Here is a 17,594-nt window from a genome sequence, read left to right on the forward strand (position 1 = left end):
TTAAATGCTTTAGTATGCATAAAGCGTAATGGTTGATAAAAGGTTATCCTTTCGGTCCGCCAAATTCCATCAAGTACGCTTTCAAGAAATCATCCAACTCACCATCCAGTACTCCCTGCGCATTGGATGTTTCGTGATCTGTACGCAAATCCTTCACCAGCTTGTATGGGTGCAATACGTAATTACGAATTTGCGAACCCCATTCAATTTTCTTTTTAGCACCTTCAATCGCATTAGAGGTTTCCATACGCTTACGCATCTCAATTTCATACAACTGCGATTTTAGTAAGCGAATGGCATTTTCTTTATTTTGAAGCTGTGAGCGCGATTCCTGGTTTTTAATAACAATGCCTGACGGCTTGTGATATAAACGAACGGCAGTTTCTACCTTGTTCACGTTCTGCCCGCCGGCACCACCCGAACGGAAGGTTTCAAATTCGATATCGGCAGGGTTTACTTCAATTTCAATGGTATCATCCACCAGCGGATAAACGTACACTGATGCAAACGATGTATGGCGCTTAGCATTAGCATCAAACGGCGATACACGTACCAGGCGGTGTACACCATTTTCACCTTTTAGATAACCGTATGAAAAATCGCCTTCAAATTGCAACGTTACAGTTTTCACACCTGCTACGTCACCTTCCTGGTAATCCTGTTCGGTAACTTTGTAGCCATTTTTTTCGCCCCACATAATGTACATACGCATCAGCATACCAGCCCAATCGCAGCTTTCGGTACCACCGGCACCGGCTGTAATTTGCAATACCGCGTTTAACTGATCCTCTTCGGCCGAGAGCATGTTTTTAAATTCCAGCTCTTCCATCTCTTTCAGCGCCTGGTTAAACTGCTCCTGCATTTCGGCCTCGGTGGCATCGCCGCCCTGGTAAAATTCAAAAAGCACACCGGTATCATCAACGGTTGAGGCAACTTTTTGATAAGCGTCTGTCCAAATTTTTTTGGCTTTGATAGAAGCTAATACCTTTTCGGCTTCTTTAGGCGCATTCCAAAAATCGGGACCAATGGTTATTTCTTGTTCTTTAGCTAGTTCATCGAGTTTGTTATCGATGTCAAAGATGCCTCCTCAGGGAAGCTGTTCTATCCCTTAAATCCTGAATTTGTTCTTTAGTCATGTTACAAATATAATTAATTGAGTAATGCTTAGTTCAACAAAAAAGGCCCGTCTCACGACGGGCCTTTCGTATATGTTCTCAACTCAATGCCTTTAAGCTACCATCAGCTGGTTAACCAGTCCGCTTAAATCGGCACGGTTACCATTCAATTGAGACAGCATAGTGGTCAAAGCAAATTCTTTATGTTCTTTGCTTTTGCTTTGCTGTACCAGCTGTTTCATCACAGTTGGTATTAAAGACATTGCAGTGGCATGCGCAGATGCCATATCGATATTGTAAAATTTGTTTAGTTTACTGGCAAACTTGTTCGTGACGCTTGTAATCAACGATTCATTGTAACCCGAAAACTGGAAGAATCTGATCAGGTCATTGATTCGTCCGCTTTCTAGTTGATTCTTCAACACTTCAATGATCGAGCTTGAAGCTTCGTTAATTACTGCTTCGCGCGATGCGGCAGGAATTATGGGGTTGTTCATAACAGCCGCTCCGGCGTTATTTTTTACAAGCATAAAAAGTTTCTCAAACATACACTAAGTCTTTTAGATAGATATTAATAAATCTAACGGATTTACCCGCCTTGGTTACCATTTAACCAAATATAGTAATTAAAGTTTCAAAATTTACAAGTGAAATGTAAAATTTTTTAAATATTTTTAATTCGATGGTGTAGGAAAAACACTAAGACAAAAGGTGTTTTCGATACACTAAGCACTATATTTTGTGAAAATTGGGCTGGTAAAAGCAAACATTTCGTTTACTTTTGAGTAAATCTATTCAACTATGTTGCCAAATATCAATTTTACTACCACTCAGGCATATCAATATCTGACCGACTATTTTCCTGAAATAGAAGAAAAACAGTTAAAAGATTTATTTTCATCTGATAATCAACGTTTTGAAAAATTCTCAGTTACATTTGAAGACTTTTTATTTGATTACTCTAAAAATCGGATTGACGACAAAGCTATAGCCCTGCTGGTACAATTGGCTAAAGAGTGTAGCCTAAAAGATGCAATAGAAGCTATGTTTACCGGACAGGTAATCAACGTAACCGAAAACCGCCCGGTATTACATACCGCCCTGCGTAACCAAAGCAACACGCCGGTGTATGTTGATGGCAAAGATGTAATGCCCGATGTGAACGCTGTGTTGAAGCATATGAAAGAATTTAGCAATGCAGTAATAGACGGCGAATGGAAAGGCTATACCGGCAAACCTATAACCAACGTGGTAAACATTGGTATTGGCGGTTCGGATTTAGGCCCTGTGATGGTTACCGAAGCTTTAAAAGCTTATAAAACACGCCTAAACCTACACTTTGTATCTAACGTAGATGGCACTCATATTGCCGAAACATTAAAAGATATTGATCCGGAAACTACGCTGTTCCTAATCGCCTCCAAAACATTCACTACGCAAGAAACTATGGCTAATGCGCATAGCGCACGCGAATGGTTTATAAACAGCGGCGCCAGTGAAGCGGATATAGCCAAGCATTTTGCAGCCCTATCAACCAATGCAGCTGCTGTTGAAAAGTTTGGTATTGATACGCAAAACATGTTCGGCTTTTGGGATTGGGTAGGCGGTCGCTATTCTTTATGGAGCGCTATCGGTTTATCTATCGCCCTAGGCGTTGGTTATGACAACTTTGAGCAGTTACTGGCCGGTGCACATGCAATGGATAACCACTTCCGCACTACCGACTTTGAACAGAATATCCCTGTTATTGCTGCTTTATTAGGCGTTTGGTACAATAACTTTTTTGGCGCCGAAAGCCAGGCTATTTTACCGTACGACCAGTATTTACACCGCTTTGCCGCTTATTTTCAGCAGGGCGACATGGAAAGCAACGGCAAATATGTAGACCGCAACGGCGAGGTAGTGGACTATCAAACCGGCCCCATCATTTGGGGCGAGCCGGGCACTAACGGCCAGCATGCGTTTTACCAATTGATTCACCAGGGCACTAAATTAATTCCTTGTGATTTTATTGCACCGGCGCAAAGCCACAATCCGGTTGGCGAACACCATACCCTGCTCCTATCAAACTTCTTTGCACAAACCGAAGCTTTAATGAACGGTAAAAGCTATGATGAAGTAGTTGCTGAACTGAAAGCATCAGGCAAAAGCGAAGCAGAGATCGAGGCACTGGCACCTTTTAAAGTATTTGAAGGCAACCGCCCAACCAACTCTATCCTAGCTAAAAAAATCACACCGCGGGTATTAGGCTCACTGGTAGCCATGTATGAACACAAGATATTTGTGCAAGGCATTATCTGGAACATTTACAGCTTTGACCAATGGGGTGTTGAACTAGGCAAACAACTGGCTGGTAAAATTTTACCGGAGCTGCGTACCGAAGATGAAGTTAGCACTCATGATGCTTCAACCAACGGTTTAATTAACCAGTATAAAGCCTGGAGATAAGTTAAGAACAGCAGGTGTAATTTTCTTATTACACCCTGTTTTGTTGTATTGTTGAGTTAAACTATTATAATTGAACATTATCCAATAGGAAACCAACAACCAATGAAAATCTTAACCAAACTTATCTTGTGTGTTATTCTAATTACGGTACTTAGCTCTTGCGCCACAACGTTTGACATGATTAAAGGGGTAAATACCTCTGCGCTGCAAATAGGCATGAGCAAGGCCCAAGTGCAGGAAGCGCTAAAAAAGAAGCCCTGGGGAACGGTGTCGGCCAGGAGAGATCCGAATACCAGTGCAACTCTTGAAGTAGTTGAATATGCTCAGTCTGACGGCGAAAAAAGAATTGACCGCTATTGGCTTTACTTTGTAAACGACAAGCTAGACCGATGGGAGCCTGCCAGTAAATATTACGAGCCTTCTTTATAACAAAAATGCCCGGCTTATATAAGCCGGGCATTTTTGTTATTGTTTAACCAATTTTACCTGATACATTAAAGGCCATTTTTTACCGGTAACGAACAGGCGCTTGCCGGCAGCATCCCATGCAATACCATTCAGCACGTCGGCATTCGGTGCTCTTTGATCTTGTGGGTACAAATTGCTTAAGTTTATTTTTTGCAGTACAGCTCCTGTTTTCGGGTCAATCACAATAACGTCGTCACTTTGGTAAACGTTAGCGTATATTTTGCCGTCAATGTATTCCAGCTCGTTAATTTGGTTTACCGGACCTTTATCATCGTACACGTCTATATATCCTATAGAACTGTATGTATCTTTATTTAAAAACCATATACGGTTGGTACTATCATCCATATATATTTTGTTGCCATCAAATGTCATTCCCCAGCCTTCGGCACCTACGTTATTGGTAAAAGTTTTAAGCAGTTTAAGCGTTTTCTTATCGTACACATAACCAATCTTTTCGGTCCAGGTAAGTTGAATAATCTTATCCCCTACTACAGCTATACCTTCAGCAAATATCTTAGGGTCAACGTCCACCTTTTGCAGCACCTTACCATTTACATCGGTTTTACGCAGGCTTGATGCACCTTCCGCATCGGCAGCACGACCGCCGTCACTTTCGTACAAAATACCGTCCTGGTAAATCAAGCCTTCTGTATAGCTTGCTGTATCATGCGGAAAAGTTTTAATCACTTCGTAGGTCAGCTCCTCTGGTGCTTTAGCGGCAAGCAGGGTAATGTTAGTGCTTACTTCCTGAGGGGTTCCGCCAGCATAAACGCGCGCGGTTATCACGCGCGGGCCTAATGGCAAAGTATCGGTAGCTAAACTTAATGCTGACGAATCATTTTTAGCACCCAATCTAACCGAATCCATCAGATATACCACAGAGTCGATCTTTTTATCAGCGGCGTATCCAATATGCATATTTACTTTCTCGCCTTGTTTATAAGTGGTACCAGCATCGGGGTTAATGGTAAAATCGTCGCCTTTGGGCTTGTCTTTACAGCTGTATAAGCCTAAAAATGCAACAGATAACAATACTAAAACTTTATTTTTCATGAATGCTTATTAAGTGGCCGACGGCCAGAATGCGTCTTCAATATGTTTTAAGGTAAACGTACCTTGTGGGTAAAAGCGTATAGCAATAATATCAAACCGCACCTCACCCTGATGATTCATTAAATAAATGTATTCATCCGCCGCATCGCTCAATAACCTTTGCTTGCGGTTGTCTACAAAATCCTCAGGTTCGCCAAAGCCGTTGCCAGTACGCGTTTTAACTTCGGTAAATATAATCATTCGGTTTTTATAGGCAATCAGGTCAACCTCGGCTTTGCCAAAGGTCCAGTTTTCGTCGAGTATTTCATAACCGGCAGCTTCCAGATGTGCCTTTGCCATAGCTTCGCCTTTACGACCTAATTCCAGATGCTGTGCCATTATTTGAGAATAACGGAACCTAAATAGTCGGATATGTATTTTTCAATTTTTTTCATTTGTAGGTATTGCGCCATCAATATATCCTGATCGGTATCGTTCTGAGCGTTTTGAATATCAGTGCGTAATTTATCCAGCAACTTGGCTACCTTATGTTTTTTAAGGTGAAAAATAGCGCCAAGTATAGTCGCCTTCATGTTGGCTTGTTCATCGCTTATATATATCCGGTGCATCTCATACCAGTTTTCACTGAGTGTATAGCGGGTGGTTAGTAAATCAACGGTTAGGTCAACAATCTGCTTTTCGGAATGATGAATAAAAAACTGTTCATCGGGCAATACGCCATTTTCTACCTGTTGCTTATACAAATCAACAAAGGCTTTGCAGGCCGGATTATCAAACTCCACATCGCTTAATTCGGCAATCATAAATGGGCCTATATACGTATTGGCGATATCATCCCAGTTGATGATGCGATTGCCGTATAGCAACAGTAAGCGTATTATCTCGCGTTCTTGCGGGGCGTTAGCTTCGCCTACAGGTTTACCTGCTTCAACTACACCCGCCTCATCACCGTACATGGCAGCCAAAAAAGCCGGATCATCAGGTGGCGGCAATTCTTCATATCCCGGTGGCGGGGCTGATTGGCTTTGTTGTTGCTGACTCTCTTTTTTAGATTTGCCCAGCCGCATTTTGTTCAACTCGGTAAGCAGTACCCGTTCGTCAATCTGCAATTGATGACTACACTCGCGAATAAATACTGATGCCATAATGGAATCCGGTATTTTGGCAATGCTTTCCACAATTTCGCGGATAACATTGGCCCGTAATATTGGATCATTGCCGGCCTCTTTTAGCAGGATGCTGGTTTTAAAAAGGATAAAATCCTTTTTATTCTGATCTATATAGGTTTTAAAAGCACTGCTGCCAACCTGCCGAACGTACGAGTCGGGATCATGCCCATCAGGGAAGGTAACCACCCTAACATTCATGCCTTCTTCCAATATCAAATCTAACCCACGGATCGCCGCTTTGATACCGGCAGCATCACCATCATATAGAATAGTGATGTTTTTGGTAAAACGCCCAATTAAACGAATCTGCTCAACCGTTAATGACGTGCCCGATGATGCCACCACGTTTTCGATACCCGCCTGATGTACCGACAGCACATCGGCATAACCTTCTACCAGGTAGCAGTTATCATCATCGCGGATGGCCTTTTTGGCAAAAAAAAGCCCGTATAGTACGTTTGATTTATGATAGATTTCCGACTCGGGCGAGTTGACATATTTAGGAACCTTTTTATCGGTTTTTAGCGTACGCCCGCCAAAGGCTATAACCCTGCCGGTAAAACCATGTATCGGAAACATTACTCGGCCACGGTAACGATCATACAGCGTACCATTGTCGCGCTTTACCGACAAGCCACTTTCTTCCAAGAATTCAGGCTTATAGCCCTTGTTGATGGCCGCGCCGGTAAAAGCCTCCCAATGATCGGGCGAGTAGCCCAACTCAAACTTTTTGATGATGTCGGTGCTAAAGCCGCGCTCCTTAAAATAACTTTGCCCGATACTTTTGCCCTCAGCCGTATCCCATAACGCTTCCTGAAAAAACTTGGCGGCGTAGTTGGTTACCACCATCAGGTTTTCGCGTCGATTTTCGGCCTCAATGTTCTGAGGTTTGTCGTTCAGTTCTTCAACCTCAATATTGTATTTTTTGGCCAGCCATTTTAAAGCTTCCGGGTAAGAAAACTTTTCGTGCTCCATCAAAAAGGTTACCGCAGAGCCACCTTTTCCAGTCGAAAAGTCTTTAAAAATCCCTTTTGTGGGAGAGACTGTGAATGACGGCGTTTTTTCGTTAGCGAAAGGCGACAGTCCAATAAAGTTGGCACCACGTTTTTTAAGCTGCACAAAATCACCAATTACCTCGGCAATGTCGGTAGCTTCCATTATTTTGTCGATGGTTTGTTTGGTGATCATATCCTTTGCGCAAATCGTGGGCAACAAAAATACATAAATAGTGTACGGTTACACCTAGTTATAACCTCAAGATAAGCAATATTGCTTGTAAATCAACCGCAATAACTTTCAACATGTTATCAACATAACTTACTTATCAACAAAAGCATTAACAAGTCTTGCTTCTCGGCTCTTGTTTCTTGACTCTAAATTGTATTTTTGCCCAACAAACTATAGTTATATGAGTCAGCGTATTAAGATTAAAGCACTATTACAAAGTACACAAACCGATGTTGAAGTAACCGTTAAAGGATGGGTTCGCACTTTTCGTAACAATCAGTTTATCGCTTTAAATGATGGCTCAACCAATAATAACTTACAAATTGTAGTTGATTTTCAGAATACCGACGAGGCTTTATTAAAACGTATTACTACGGGCGCTGCTATCAGCGTTACCGGTATGCTGGTCGCTTCATTGGGTAAAGGTCAAACTGTAGAAGTAAAAGCCACCACTGTTGAAATTTTAGGCGATAGTGATCCTGAAAAATATCCGCTGCAACCTAAAAAACACAGTTTAGAGTTTTTGCGCGAAATTGCTCACCTGCGTTTCCGCACCCAAACTTTTGGGGCGATATTCCGTGTGCGTAACAGCCTGGCATTTGCTGTGCACCAGTTTTTTCAAAACCAAGGTTTTGTTTACCTGCACACGCCTGTAATTACTGCATCGGATGCAGAAGGTGCCGGCGAGGCTTTCAAAGTAACGAACCTCGACTTAAACAACTTACCACGTACCGAAAACGGTGAAATTGATTACAAGCAAGACTTTTTTGGCAAAGCTACCAACCTGACCGTATCCGGCCAATTAGAGGGGGAGCTGGGCGCGATGGCTTTAAGTGATATCTACACTTTTGGTCCTACCTTCCGTGCGGAAAACTCAAACACTACCCGCCACTTGGCCGAGTTTTGGATGATCGAGCCCGAGATGGCGTTTTATGATCTGGTAGACAACATGGACCTGGCCGAAGGGTTACTGAAATATGTAATAAACTACGCGCTGGAACATAACCGTGAGGATTTGGAGTTTTTAGCTCAACGCCTACAGGAAGAAGAGAAAAGCAAACCGCAAAACGAACGTTCGGAAATGACCTTAATTGAAAAATTAGAGTTTTGCCTGAACAACGATTTTGAGCGTTTAACTTATACCGAAGCCATTGAAGTTTTGAAAAACTCGACGCCTAATAAAAAGAAAAAATTCCAGTACCCTATTGAAGGCTGGGGCGCCGACTTACAATCGGAACACGAACGCTACTTAGTAGAGAAACATTTCAAAAAACCGGTAATTTTAACTGATTACCCGAAAGAAATCAAAGCCTTTTATATGCGCCAGAACGACGACAACAAAACCGTTCGCGCGATGGACATCCTGTTCCCAGGAATTGGCGAGATTGTGGGTGGCTCACAGCGTGAAGAGCGCTTGGATAGACTGGAGCAGCGTATGGACGAAATGGGCATCCCTAAAGAAGAACTTTGGTGGTACCTGGATACCCGCCGCTTCGGTGCCTGTCCGCATTCGGGTTTCGGTTTAGGCTTTGAGCGTTTGGTATTATTTGTTACCGGCATGGGTAACATCCGTGATGTGATTCCTTTCCCAAGATTCCCGAAAAACGCAGAGTTTTAATGGGAAAAGACATAAATGAGAAAGGCTTTTGATTTATCAAAAGCCTTTCTCATTTATAGCAGGAACTAAAACGTCACCCTATTAAAAGTCAACTATTCAACCAATCACTAATTACCCAACTGCTTAAGTGCCATATAAGCCATTAAGCCTGTGCTTAAACCTAAAGCGCTTTCCTCTACATCAAAGGTTGGCGTATGCACAGCAGAGGTAATACCACGGCTTTCGTTACGGGTACCTAAGCGGTAAAAGCAGCTGTCGGCTACTTGCGAATAATAAGCAAAATCTTCGGCAGCCATCCAGATATCCAGGTCAACCACGTTTTCTTTACCCAGATAATCTTCGGCATGTCCACGAACAGATGCTGTCAGTTTTTCTTCGTTAATAAGGAATGGATAACCGTGCATGATGTTAAACTCGCAGCTACCGCCCATGCTTTCGGCAATACCTTCTGCCATCTTTTTCATGCGGATGTGCGCTTCTTTGCGCCATTTTTCATCCATGGTACGGAAAGTACCTTCCAGGTAAACCTCATTTGGAATAACGTTGGTAGCGCCGTTGGCAATTACTTTACCGAATGATAGTACGCAAGGGTTTTTAGGATCGGCAAAGCGGCTTACTACCTGCTGCAATGCGGTCAGGATGTGAGCGGTGATGATCACTGGATCCACATTTTGCTGGGGTTGTGCACCGTGACCGCCCTTACCTTTTACAGTTACGTAAATCTCGTCGGTAGAGGCCATGTATTTACCGGCACGGAAACCTACTTTACCGGCATCAATCAACGGCATTACGTGCTGACCAATTACAGCTTGTGGCTTGGGGTTTTCTAACACACCCTGCTGAATCATCAGGTTTGCACCACCCGGCAGCTTTTCTTCCGCCGGTTGAAAAATTAGTTTTACAGTGCCTGCAAATTCATTTTTTAACTGGCTTAATATAGTAGCTGTACCCAGCAATGATGAAGTATGTACATCATGTCCGCAAGCGTGCATCACACCGGGGTTTTGAGATTTGTATGCAACATCATTGGCCTCAGTGATAGGCAGGGCATCCATATCGGCACGTAAAGCCACTACATTATCATTAGCCGATGGCTTAGTGCCTTTAATTAGCCCAACTAAACCGTTATCGGCCATACGGATGTACGGAATTTCCAACTCATCCAATTTAGAAGCCACATAAGCCGAGGTAGCTACTTCATGGAATGACAGCTCGGGATGTGCATGTAAATGGCGGCGGTTGCCTACCACATCATTAAATATATTCTGCGAAAGTTCCTGTATTTTCTCTTTCATCATTGCGGTATATTAGGATCTGCCAGTTTAGGCAAATTAATTCTTTCTGAGATAACAAACATGGTTACAAACGTACCACGTAACTCCTGCATCAGTTTAGCAGCTTCTAACCGGGTACGAAAATCGCCACCTTTTACTTTAAAATTAGGTTCGCTGTAAGTGATGTATGTACGCAGTTCGGGATGTTTTTGCTGAAATTTATTTTGTGCACTAAATGCTTCTTTACGATTGGAGCCGGAAAAGAATTGCACACGGTAACCGCGAGTAGAGATGCCGCCGCTAGAAGTCCGGCCACCGCTTGCCTTATTGGTACTGTAACGGTGTGCTATCAAGGTGTCAACGCGCGAATCTTTGATGATTTCCAGTTTGCCACGTGTTTGGGCATGAGCGGCAGAACCAGCTAATACCAACACCATAACAGTTAGTATAAATTTTACTATATTATTTATTTTAATTTCATTCATCATTACATAAACAGGGCCGCCTTGCTTCATTGCTAACTTAACAAAAAAACGTCATTGCAAGAAATCAGCTTGGTCTGAACAGGCTTAATTTTCCTGTACAGCGTTTGCTTCTTTTCTCGCAATGACGTATTAAATTCTATTTCTAACGCTTAAGCGCCGTGGCAGTTTTTGAACTTTTTGCCGCTGCCACATGGACAAGGATCATTACGACCTATTCTTTGTTCCACTTTTACCGGGGTTGGCTTTTGCAGTTCCTGCAAATCTTCAACCGGTACGCCGTTACTTTCTGCAACCAGTTCTGGTTTTGATACCTTCATCTGGCGCATATCGGTTTTAGGTTCCGGGCGAGCTTCATGTACTTCTTCTGGAGCTTGCTGAACCGGAATACCGCCTCTGAACAGGAAGCTTACCAGTTCTTTATTCACATTAGCCAGCATTTGGCGGAACAGTTGGAAGGCTTCGAATTTATAAACCAGCAATGGGTCTTTTTGCTCGTAAACGGCATTTTGCACCGATTGCTTTAATTCGTCCATTTCACGCAGGTGCTCTTTCCAGGCATCATCAATGTGATACAGAATTACGTTTTTCTCGAACGACTTAAACACTTCGTGACCATGATTATCAACCGCTTTTTTCAGCGGTACAGCTACCTGCATACCATGTACACCATCAGTGAAAGGCACAATAATATTCTCGATAAACTCGCCACGGGTTTCATACACATCTTGCAATACAGGAAGAGCCTGCTCGGCAATTGCTTCTTTTTTGCGGTTGTAGAAATCGGTTACGTGGTGGTAAACCGTATCAACCAACTGAGGTAAGTTTGTACCGGCAAATTGATCTTGTGACAGTTCGATATCTACCGAGAACAAGCGAATGATTTCTAATTGCAAGCCTTCATAATTATTGGCTTCTTTGTACTCAGTTACCACGTCCTCTACTACATCGTAAATAGTATTGTTGATATCTACGTCCAAACGTTCGCCAAACAAGGCGTTTTTACGTTTAGCGTAAACTACGGTACGTTGTGAGTTCATCACGTCATCATACTCCAGCAAACGCTTACGGATACCAAAGTTGTTCTCTTCTACTTTTTTCTGCGCACGTTCAATAGATTTAGTAATCATCGAGTGCTGAATTACCTCGCCTTCTTCGATACCCATGCGCACCATCAAGTTAGATATACGTTCTGAACCGAATAAACGCATCAGGTTATCTTCTAACGATACGAAGAACTGAGATGAACCTGGGTCGCCCTGACGACCGGCACGACCACGCAATTGGCGGTCAACCCGGCGCGATTCATGACGCTCGGTACCTACAATGGCCAAACCGCCGGCTTCTTTAACACCTGGGCCTAATTTAATATCCGTACCACGACCAGCCATGTTGGTAGCAATAGTTACGGTACCCGCCTGACCAGCTTCAGCAACGATATCAGCTTCTCTTTGGTGCAGTTTAGCATTCAGTACGTTATGTTTAATGCCGCGCAACTTCAACATACGACTCAGTAACTCAGAAATTTCAACCGAAGTGGTACCTACCAGTACCGGACGACCAGCTTGTGTTAATTTCACAATCTCGTCGGCTACCGCGTTGTATTTTTCACGCATGGTACGGTAAACCAAATCCTGGCGGTCGTCACGACGGATTGGTGTGTTGGTTGGAATTTCCACCACATCCAATTTATAGATTTCCCAAAGCTCACCAGCTTCAGTTACAGCAGTACCGGTCATACCACAAAGCTTGTGGTACATACGGAAGTAGTTTTGCAATGTAACCGTAGCAAACGTTTGGGTTGCATCCTCAACCTTTACATTCTCTTTCGCTTCAATTGCCTGGTGCAAGCCATCAGAGTAACGACGACCATCCAGTACACGACCGGTTTGCTCATCCACAATTTTCACCTTGCCATCGTCCAGAATATACTCTGTATCTTTTTCAAACAAAGTATAAGCTTTCAGTAATTGGTTGATAGAGTGAATACGTTCTGATTTAATGGAGAAATCGCGCATCAATTCATCTTTGCGTGTAACTTTCTCTTCAGCACTCAGATTTGATTTTTCAATATTGGCAATCTCGGTACCTACATCAGGCATTACGAAGAAACGAGAATCTTCGCCCGATGCAGTGATCAGCTCAATACCTTTTTCGGTTAACTCAACCGAGTTATTTTTCTCGTCAATTACAAAGAACAGATCGGCATCTACCTTAGGCATATCCTTACCCTGATCCTGCATGTAATAGTTTTCGGTTTTTTGCAGTACGGTTTTGTTGGCACCTTCACTCAAAAACTTAATCAAAGCTTTGCTTTTAGGCAAACCACGGTGCGCACGCAATAAAGCCATACCACCTTCATCCGGGCCAGTCTTGCCATCAGCAAGCTGTTTCTTTGCCTCGTTCAAAGCGGTATTGATATAAGTTTTTTGTGCGTTCACCAAACGCTCGATACGTGGTTTCAGCATATAAAACTCGTGCTGATCACCACGCGGAATTGGGCCAGATATAATCAAAGGCGTACGGGCATCATCCACCAATACAGAGTCAACCTCATCCACCATAGCAAAATGCAGCTTGCGTTGCACCAGCTCTTCTGGCGTACGGGTCATGTTATCGCGCAGGTAATCGAAACCAAATTCGTTGTTGGTGCCGAAAGTAATATCTGCTAAGTAAGCGTTACGGCGCTGCTCTGAATTTGGCTCGTGTCTGTCAATACAATCAACAGATAAACCGTGGAATTCGTACAGCGGGCCCATCCACTCCGAGTCACGACGGGCCAGGTAATCGTTCACCGTTACAATGTGTACACCTTGTCCGGCCAATGCATTCAGGTAAGCTGGCAAGGTAGCCACTAAGGTTTTACCCTCACCGGTAGCCATCTCGGCAATTTTACCCTGGTGCAGTACAATACCACCTATCAGCTGCACATCATAGTGCACCATATTCCAGGTTACCTGGTTACCTGCAGCAATCCAGGTATTGGCGTGAAAAGCCTTATCACCTTTAATAACCACGTTGCCTTTACGGGCCGCCAATGCACGGTCAAAATCTGTTGCTGTAACTTCTATAGTAGGGTTACCAGCCAAACGGCGTGCTGTTTCTTTTACTACCGCAAAAGCTTCAGGCATAATATTCATCAATATTACTTCCAGCTCTTTGTTGCGGTCTTTTTCCAGTTTATCGATACGGGTATACAACTCTACCTTATCGTTAACATCTATATTTTCGTTGCCTTCTACCTCTTCTTTAATAGCTTTAATCTGCTCATCAATCGGGGCAAGGCCTTGCTGTATTCTCTCTTTAAAATCTATGGTTTTAGCTCTTAGCTCGTCATTGCTCAATGATTCGAGCTTGGCATATTCGCTTTTTATTTTTTCTACCAGAGGCTGGATGCCTTTCACATCACGCTCCGATTTGTTTCCAAAAAGCTTACTGATAAATCCTAACATGTTATAATTTGATATAATACTTCTATCCCAACAATTGCGCCAACAGGCTTTAAAAGCCATTATGGCAGGTAAAGGTACAGTTTTTTTCGGTAGTGTATAATTGCAGAAGCGGGTTAATTGACAAGATTTTAAGTTTTATGGCTTTTTACACGATGATTTTTCCATGACAAAACCGACAAGGCAATTAATGGCGTTTTGACATATTTAACGTTCAAATAACCATTATCTGTATAATTAAGCACCTCACACAGTAACAAAAACTTTTATCTTTGGCACCATGAAAATCCTGCTCATCGGTTCAGGCGGACGCGAAAGTGCTTTTGCCTGGAAACTTTCACAAAGCCCCAAATGCGAACAACTGTTTATTGCACCAGGTAACGCCGGTACCGGGCAATACGGCACCAATGTTAACCTGAAGGTAACCGATTTTGAAGGCATTAAAGCTTTTGCACTAAGCAATGGCATTGATATGGTGATTGTGGGTCCTGAAGAACCTTTGGTAAAAGGTATTCATGATTTCTTTTTGAATGATGAGCAGTTGAAAAATATTCCGGTGATTGGCCCGCAGCAAGAAGCCGCCCAGCTGGAAGGCAGCAAAGATTTTTCAAAGCAGTTTATGCAGCGGCATAACATTCCTACTGCCGCATCGCGCACGTTTACCCGCGAAACTTTACAGGATGGTTTGAGCTACTTAGCTACTGCTGGCTTGCCGGTGGTATTAAAAGCTGACGGCTTAGCAGCCGGAAAAGGCGTATTAATTTGCCTTAGCCTGCAAGAAGCTCAGCAAGAGTTGGTAGAAATGTTAACCGAAGCCAAATTTGGCGAAGCCAGTTCAAAAGTAGTAGTAGAGCAATTTTTACAAGGCATCGAACTATCTGTCTTTGTTCTAACGGATGGCAACAGTTATAAAATACTGCCTGAAGCGAAAGATTATAAACGTATTGGTGAAGGCGACACTGGCCTAAATACAGGCGGCATGGGTTCCGTATCACCCGTGCCATTTGCAGATGCCGCTTTTATGCAAAAGGTGGAGCAAACTATTGTAATTCCTACAGTCGAGGGCTTAAAACAAGAAAACATCCCTTATAAAGGATTTATTTTCATTGGCCTGATGAATTGCGGCGGCGAACCCTATGTTATTGAATATAACTGCCGCATGGGCGACCCGGAAACGGAAAGTGTTTTACCTCGTGTTGAATCTGACCTGGTAGATTTAATGCAAGGTGTAGCCGAAGGCAACCTACACGAAAAGGAGCTATCAATATCCAATAAGATTGCCGCTACTGTTGTATGCGTAGCCGGCGGTTATCCCGGTGAGTACTTAAAAAATAAAGCCATCAGCGGACTGGAAAATGTTCGTGGCTCCATTGCCTTTCATGCCGGTACCGGCCAGCAAGGCGAGGATGTCATTACTACTGGCGGCAGAGTTTTGGCAATCACTTCATTACAGGATGATATGTTCACTGCGCTGCAACAAGCCACACTGGATGCCAGCCGCATTTATTATGATGGTAAGTATTTTAGAAAAGATATTGGGTTTGATTTGATATAAAGGTTATATCTTTTTATAGTTAATTCTAAGGATGCGCAGTACTTAGAAGTGGCTCTTCACAACTGGCTTAAGTTATACTACTATACTTGTTTGGTGCTTTTAGTTTAACGTAAGCCAGTGGTTATTTACATACTCCGTCTGCTCATTGCCGCAGGGGCTATTTCTTTTGTCATAGCCACAAAAGAAACAAAAAGGCCTAGCTCTCGCGATCCCCTGTCTACCCACAATCCCCACGTTGGCCCGGGCGCGATAGCGGGCCTTTACGCTTTTTGCTTTTATCATTCAACATAAAGCACTGACAGAACAACTACGAAAAAAGAATCGGCATTAGATTTTTGCGGTAGCTACTGCACTAGGTACAACGGCTGTCTTAAGTAGCAAAAATCCCTGGCCGAGAGGTTTCTTTTTGGTTACTTTTTCTTTTCCGGCAAAAGAAAAAGTAACATCCACAGGCTGTGGTATAAAAACATCCTTATCCTAACAAGGCACTATACCAAAATAAAGCACTGCCTAAAAACTACTCAGCCTTAACCTTTTTATCCCCCTTCATCAAAACTTCAATCAGCTTACCTTCCAAATCGCCGCCACGCAAATCGCGGGCTATAATTTTGCCGGTAGGGTCAATTAAAAAGTTTTGCGGGATAGAGCGAATGTTATATAAAACGGCCACATCGTTGTTCCAGAACTTCAGGTCTGATACTTGTGTCCAGGTCAAGCCATCAGCTTTGATGGCGTTAAGCCAGTCGGCTTTTCCTGTCGGACGATCAAGCGATACGCCTAGCACAGTAAAGTTATTGTCTTTATACTTGTTATACACCCGCACCACATTGGGGTTTTCTTGACGGCATGGGCCGCACCATGAAGCCCAAAAATCGAGCAGGACATATTTACCACGCAACGATGAAAGCTTTACGGGATTGCCGTTCACATCATTTTGTGTAAAATCGGGCGCCATTGCACCAATACCGGTAGACTGCAGTTTGTCGATATTTGATTTTAATTGTTTGCCTACTTCAGAATCTCTTAATGAGGGTGATAGTCCGGCGTATAATGAGGCCAGCGTAACCGGATTAGCGGTAGGGCGGCTGATATCATTCAGCGCCATTAAGCTTAAATAACTGTTGGGATGAGTACTGATAAAGTTTTGAATAGCCTTTTCGCGCTCTACCTGCAGGGCTTTAAACTTATCCTGCATAGTATTTTGAAACACGGGAGAACGTTGCTCTTCGGGCGAAGCTTTTTGCACCTCTCTATATAATTGCGTAGCTCTGGTATTAATGCTGTTCAACGCAACTGCAATGACCTGATTATCCTCATTCAAAGCAGAGCCGGAAATAGTGGCGTGCGATAGCGAATCAGAACCGGAAATGTAGATGTTTCCCTTTTCCAGATACAAGTTTAAAATATCATCTTTTTCATTTAAACCTGTAGCACCTTTGTCGCTATGGTCAATAGCCAAAGCAGCCATTACAGGTGCCGGAACGGTGCCGGCAAACTGGAATTTACCGTCTATCAAGGTAGTAGAGTCAAGCACATTATCGCTACCCAGTTTATATAAAAGATACGCTTTGACAGGTTTAGTTACTTTGGCAAGTTTACCATTTACAATAAAGCTACCCGCTACCTGTGCCGAAGCAGTTATGGGCAGAGCACTTACTAAAAGGACAAATATTTTTTTAAGCATTATTTCCGTACGAATAAATACACTAACGTGGTAAGTACCATTTAAGTAT

Annotated in this window: 13 protein-coding genes; 4 read left to right on the forward strand and 9 right to left on the reverse strand. The window is 43.0% G+C overall.

What is annotated here, in order from left to right:
- Positions 1-43: 43 nt before the first annotated feature.
- Together prfB and GPM24_RS02905 are read right to left on the reverse strand one after the other, a co-directional pair.
- Positions 44-1,136, reverse strand: a protein-coding gene (gene prfB / locus GPM24_RS02900) for a peptide chain release factor 2 (RefSeq protein ID WP_158825235.1) whose coding sequence is annotated in 2 segments (ribosomal slippage) — positions 44-1,075 and positions 1,077-1,136 — 1,092 coding nt in all. Because the reading frame shifts where the segments join, the coding sequence is not laid out codon by codon here.
- Positions 1,137-1,228: 92 nt separating this feature from the next.
- Entirely contained in the window at positions 1,229-1,612 is a 384-nt protein-coding gene (locus GPM24_RS02905) for a hypothetical protein (RefSeq protein ID WP_158825236.1), read from the reverse strand.
- A 304-nt stretch (positions 1,613-1,916) separates the two neighbouring features.
- Here GPM24_RS02905 and pgi point away from each other — a divergent pair, with 304 nt between their 5' ends.
- Together pgi and GPM24_RS02915 are read left to right on the forward strand one after the other, a co-directional pair.
- Entirely contained in the window at positions 1,917-3,563 is a 1,647-nt protein-coding gene (gene pgi / locus GPM24_RS02910) for a glucose-6-phosphate isomerase (protein WP_158825237.1), read from the forward strand.
- 102 nt (positions 3,564-3,665) lie between these two features.
- Positions 3,666-3,992, forward strand: a complete 327-nt coding sequence (locus GPM24_RS02915; protein ID WP_158825238.1) for a hypothetical protein — start codon at positions 3,666-3,668, stop codon at positions 3,990-3,992.
- Between the two features lie 36 nt (positions 3,993-4,028).
- On the opposite strand, the gene GPM24_RS02920 is transcribed toward GPM24_RS02915, so the two are convergent.
- From GPM24_RS02920 to dnaG, 3 genes are read right to left on the reverse strand one after another with little or no spacing between them, the layout of a single operon-like run.
- On the reverse strand, positions 4,029-5,087 hold the full coding sequence (locus GPM24_RS02920) for a glutaminyl-peptide cyclotransferase (RefSeq protein ID WP_158825239.1): 1,059 nt from the start codon (positions 5,085-5,087) through the stop codon (positions 4,029-4,031).
- A gap of 9 nt (positions 5,088-5,096) precedes the next feature.
- Positions 5,097-5,465, reverse strand: coding sequence for a YraN family protein (locus tag GPM24_RS02925; protein ID WP_158825240.1), 369 nt, complete (start codon positions 5,463-5,465; stop codon positions 5,097-5,099).
- On the reverse strand, positions 5,465-7,444 hold the full coding sequence (gene dnaG / locus GPM24_RS02930; RefSeq protein WP_158825241.1) for a DNA primase: 1,980 nt from the start codon (positions 7,442-7,444) through the stop codon (positions 5,465-5,467). The genes GPM24_RS02925 and dnaG overlap by 1 nt, the downstream gene beginning before the upstream one ends.
- A 220-nt stretch (positions 7,445-7,664) precedes the next feature.
- Between dnaG and asnS the strand changes: the two genes are divergently transcribed.
- Positions 7,665-9,101 carry an asparagine--tRNA ligase gene (asnS, locus tag GPM24_RS02935; protein ID WP_158825242.1) on the forward strand — a complete coding sequence of 479 codons (1,437 nt, stop codon included), beginning with the start codon at positions 7,665-7,667 and terminating at the stop codon, positions 9,099-9,101.
- A 107-nt stretch (positions 9,102-9,208) separates the two neighbouring features.
- Here asnS and GPM24_RS02940 read toward each other — a convergent pair whose 3' ends face one another.
- The 3 genes from GPM24_RS02940 to secA form a co-directional block, all read right to left on the reverse strand.
- Positions 9,209-10,399, reverse strand: coding sequence for a M20 metallopeptidase family protein (locus GPM24_RS02940; protein WP_158825243.1), 1,191 nt, complete (start codon positions 10,397-10,399; stop codon positions 9,209-9,211).
- Positions 10,396-10,812, reverse strand: a complete 417-nt coding sequence (locus GPM24_RS02945) for an SPOR domain-containing protein (RefSeq protein WP_158825244.1) — start codon at positions 10,810-10,812, stop codon at positions 10,396-10,398. Before GPM24_RS02945 ends, GPM24_RS02940 begins: the two co-directional genes overlap by 4 nt.
- Positions 10,813-11,009: 197 nt before the next feature.
- The gene (gene secA / locus GPM24_RS02950) at positions 11,010-14,309 is read right to left on the reverse strand and encodes a preprotein translocase subunit SecA (RefSeq protein WP_158825245.1); all 3,300 of its coding nucleotides are present in this window, start codon (positions 14,307-14,309) and stop codon (positions 11,010-11,012) included.
- A 277-nt stretch (positions 14,310-14,586) separates the two neighbouring features.
- Between secA and purD the strand changes: the two genes are divergently transcribed.
- Positions 14,587-15,861 (forward strand): phosphoribosylamine--glycine ligase, encoded by a 1,275-nt coding sequence (purD, locus tag GPM24_RS02955; RefSeq protein ID WP_158825246.1) that lies wholly within the window; start codon positions 14,587-14,589, stop codon positions 15,859-15,861.
- 517 nt (positions 15,862-16,378) lie between these two features.
- On the opposite strand, the gene GPM24_RS02960 is transcribed toward purD, so the two are convergent.
- Entirely contained in the window at positions 16,379-17,545 is a 1,167-nt protein-coding gene (locus tag GPM24_RS02960) for an AhpC/TSA family protein (protein ID WP_158825247.1), read from the reverse strand.
- Positions 17,546-17,594: the final 49 nt, after the last annotated feature.

The sequence above is a fragment of the Mucilaginibacter lacusdianchii genome (assembly GCF_009770985.1).
Lineage (GTDB): Bacteria > Bacteroidota > Bacteroidia > Sphingobacteriales > Sphingobacteriaceae > Mucilaginibacter > Mucilaginibacter lacusdianchii.

Bases quoted from the DNA above. Each gene is read 5' to 3' on its own strand.
- GPM24_RS02905 (WP_158825236.1), bottom strand. From the start codon at position 1,612: ATGAACAACCCCATAATTCCTGCCGCATCGCGCGAAGCAGTAATTAAC.
- pgi (WP_158825237.1), top strand. From the start codon at position 1,917: ATGTTGCCAAATATCAATTTTACTACCACTCAGGCATATCAATATCTG.
- GPM24_RS02915 (WP_158825238.1), top strand. From the start codon at position 3,666: ATGAAAATCTTAACCAAACTTATCTTGTGTGTTATTCTAATTACGGTA.
- GPM24_RS02920 (WP_158825239.1), bottom strand. From the start codon at position 5,087: ATGAAAAATAAAGTTTTAGTATTGTTATCTGTTGCATTTTTAGGCTTA.
- GPM24_RS02925 (WP_158825240.1), bottom strand. From the start codon at position 5,465: ATGGCACAGCATCTGGAATTAGGTCGTAAAGGCGAAGCTATGGCAAAG.
- dnaG (WP_158825241.1), bottom strand. From the start codon at position 7,444: ATGATCACCAAACAAACCATCGACAAAATAATGGAAGCTACCGACATT.
- asnS (WP_158825242.1), top strand. From the start codon at position 7,665: ATGAGTCAGCGTATTAAGATTAAAGCACTATTACAAAGTACACAAACC.
- GPM24_RS02940 (WP_158825243.1), bottom strand. From the start codon at position 10,399: ATGATGAAAGAGAAAATACAGGAACTTTCGCAGAATATATTTAATGAT.
- GPM24_RS02945 (WP_158825244.1), bottom strand. From the start codon at position 10,812: ATGGTGTTGGTATTAGCTGGTTCTGCCGCTCATGCCCAAACACGTGGC.
- secA (WP_158825245.1), bottom strand. From the start codon at position 14,309: ATGTTAGGATTTATCAGTAAGCTTTTTGGAAACAAATCGGAGCGTGAT.
- purD (WP_158825246.1), top strand. From the start codon at position 14,587: ATGAAAATCCTGCTCATCGGTTCAGGCGGACGCGAAAGTGCTTTTGCC.
- GPM24_RS02960 (WP_158825247.1), bottom strand. From the start codon at position 17,545: ATGCTTAAAAAAATATTTGTCCTTTTAGTAAGTGCTCTGCCCATAACT.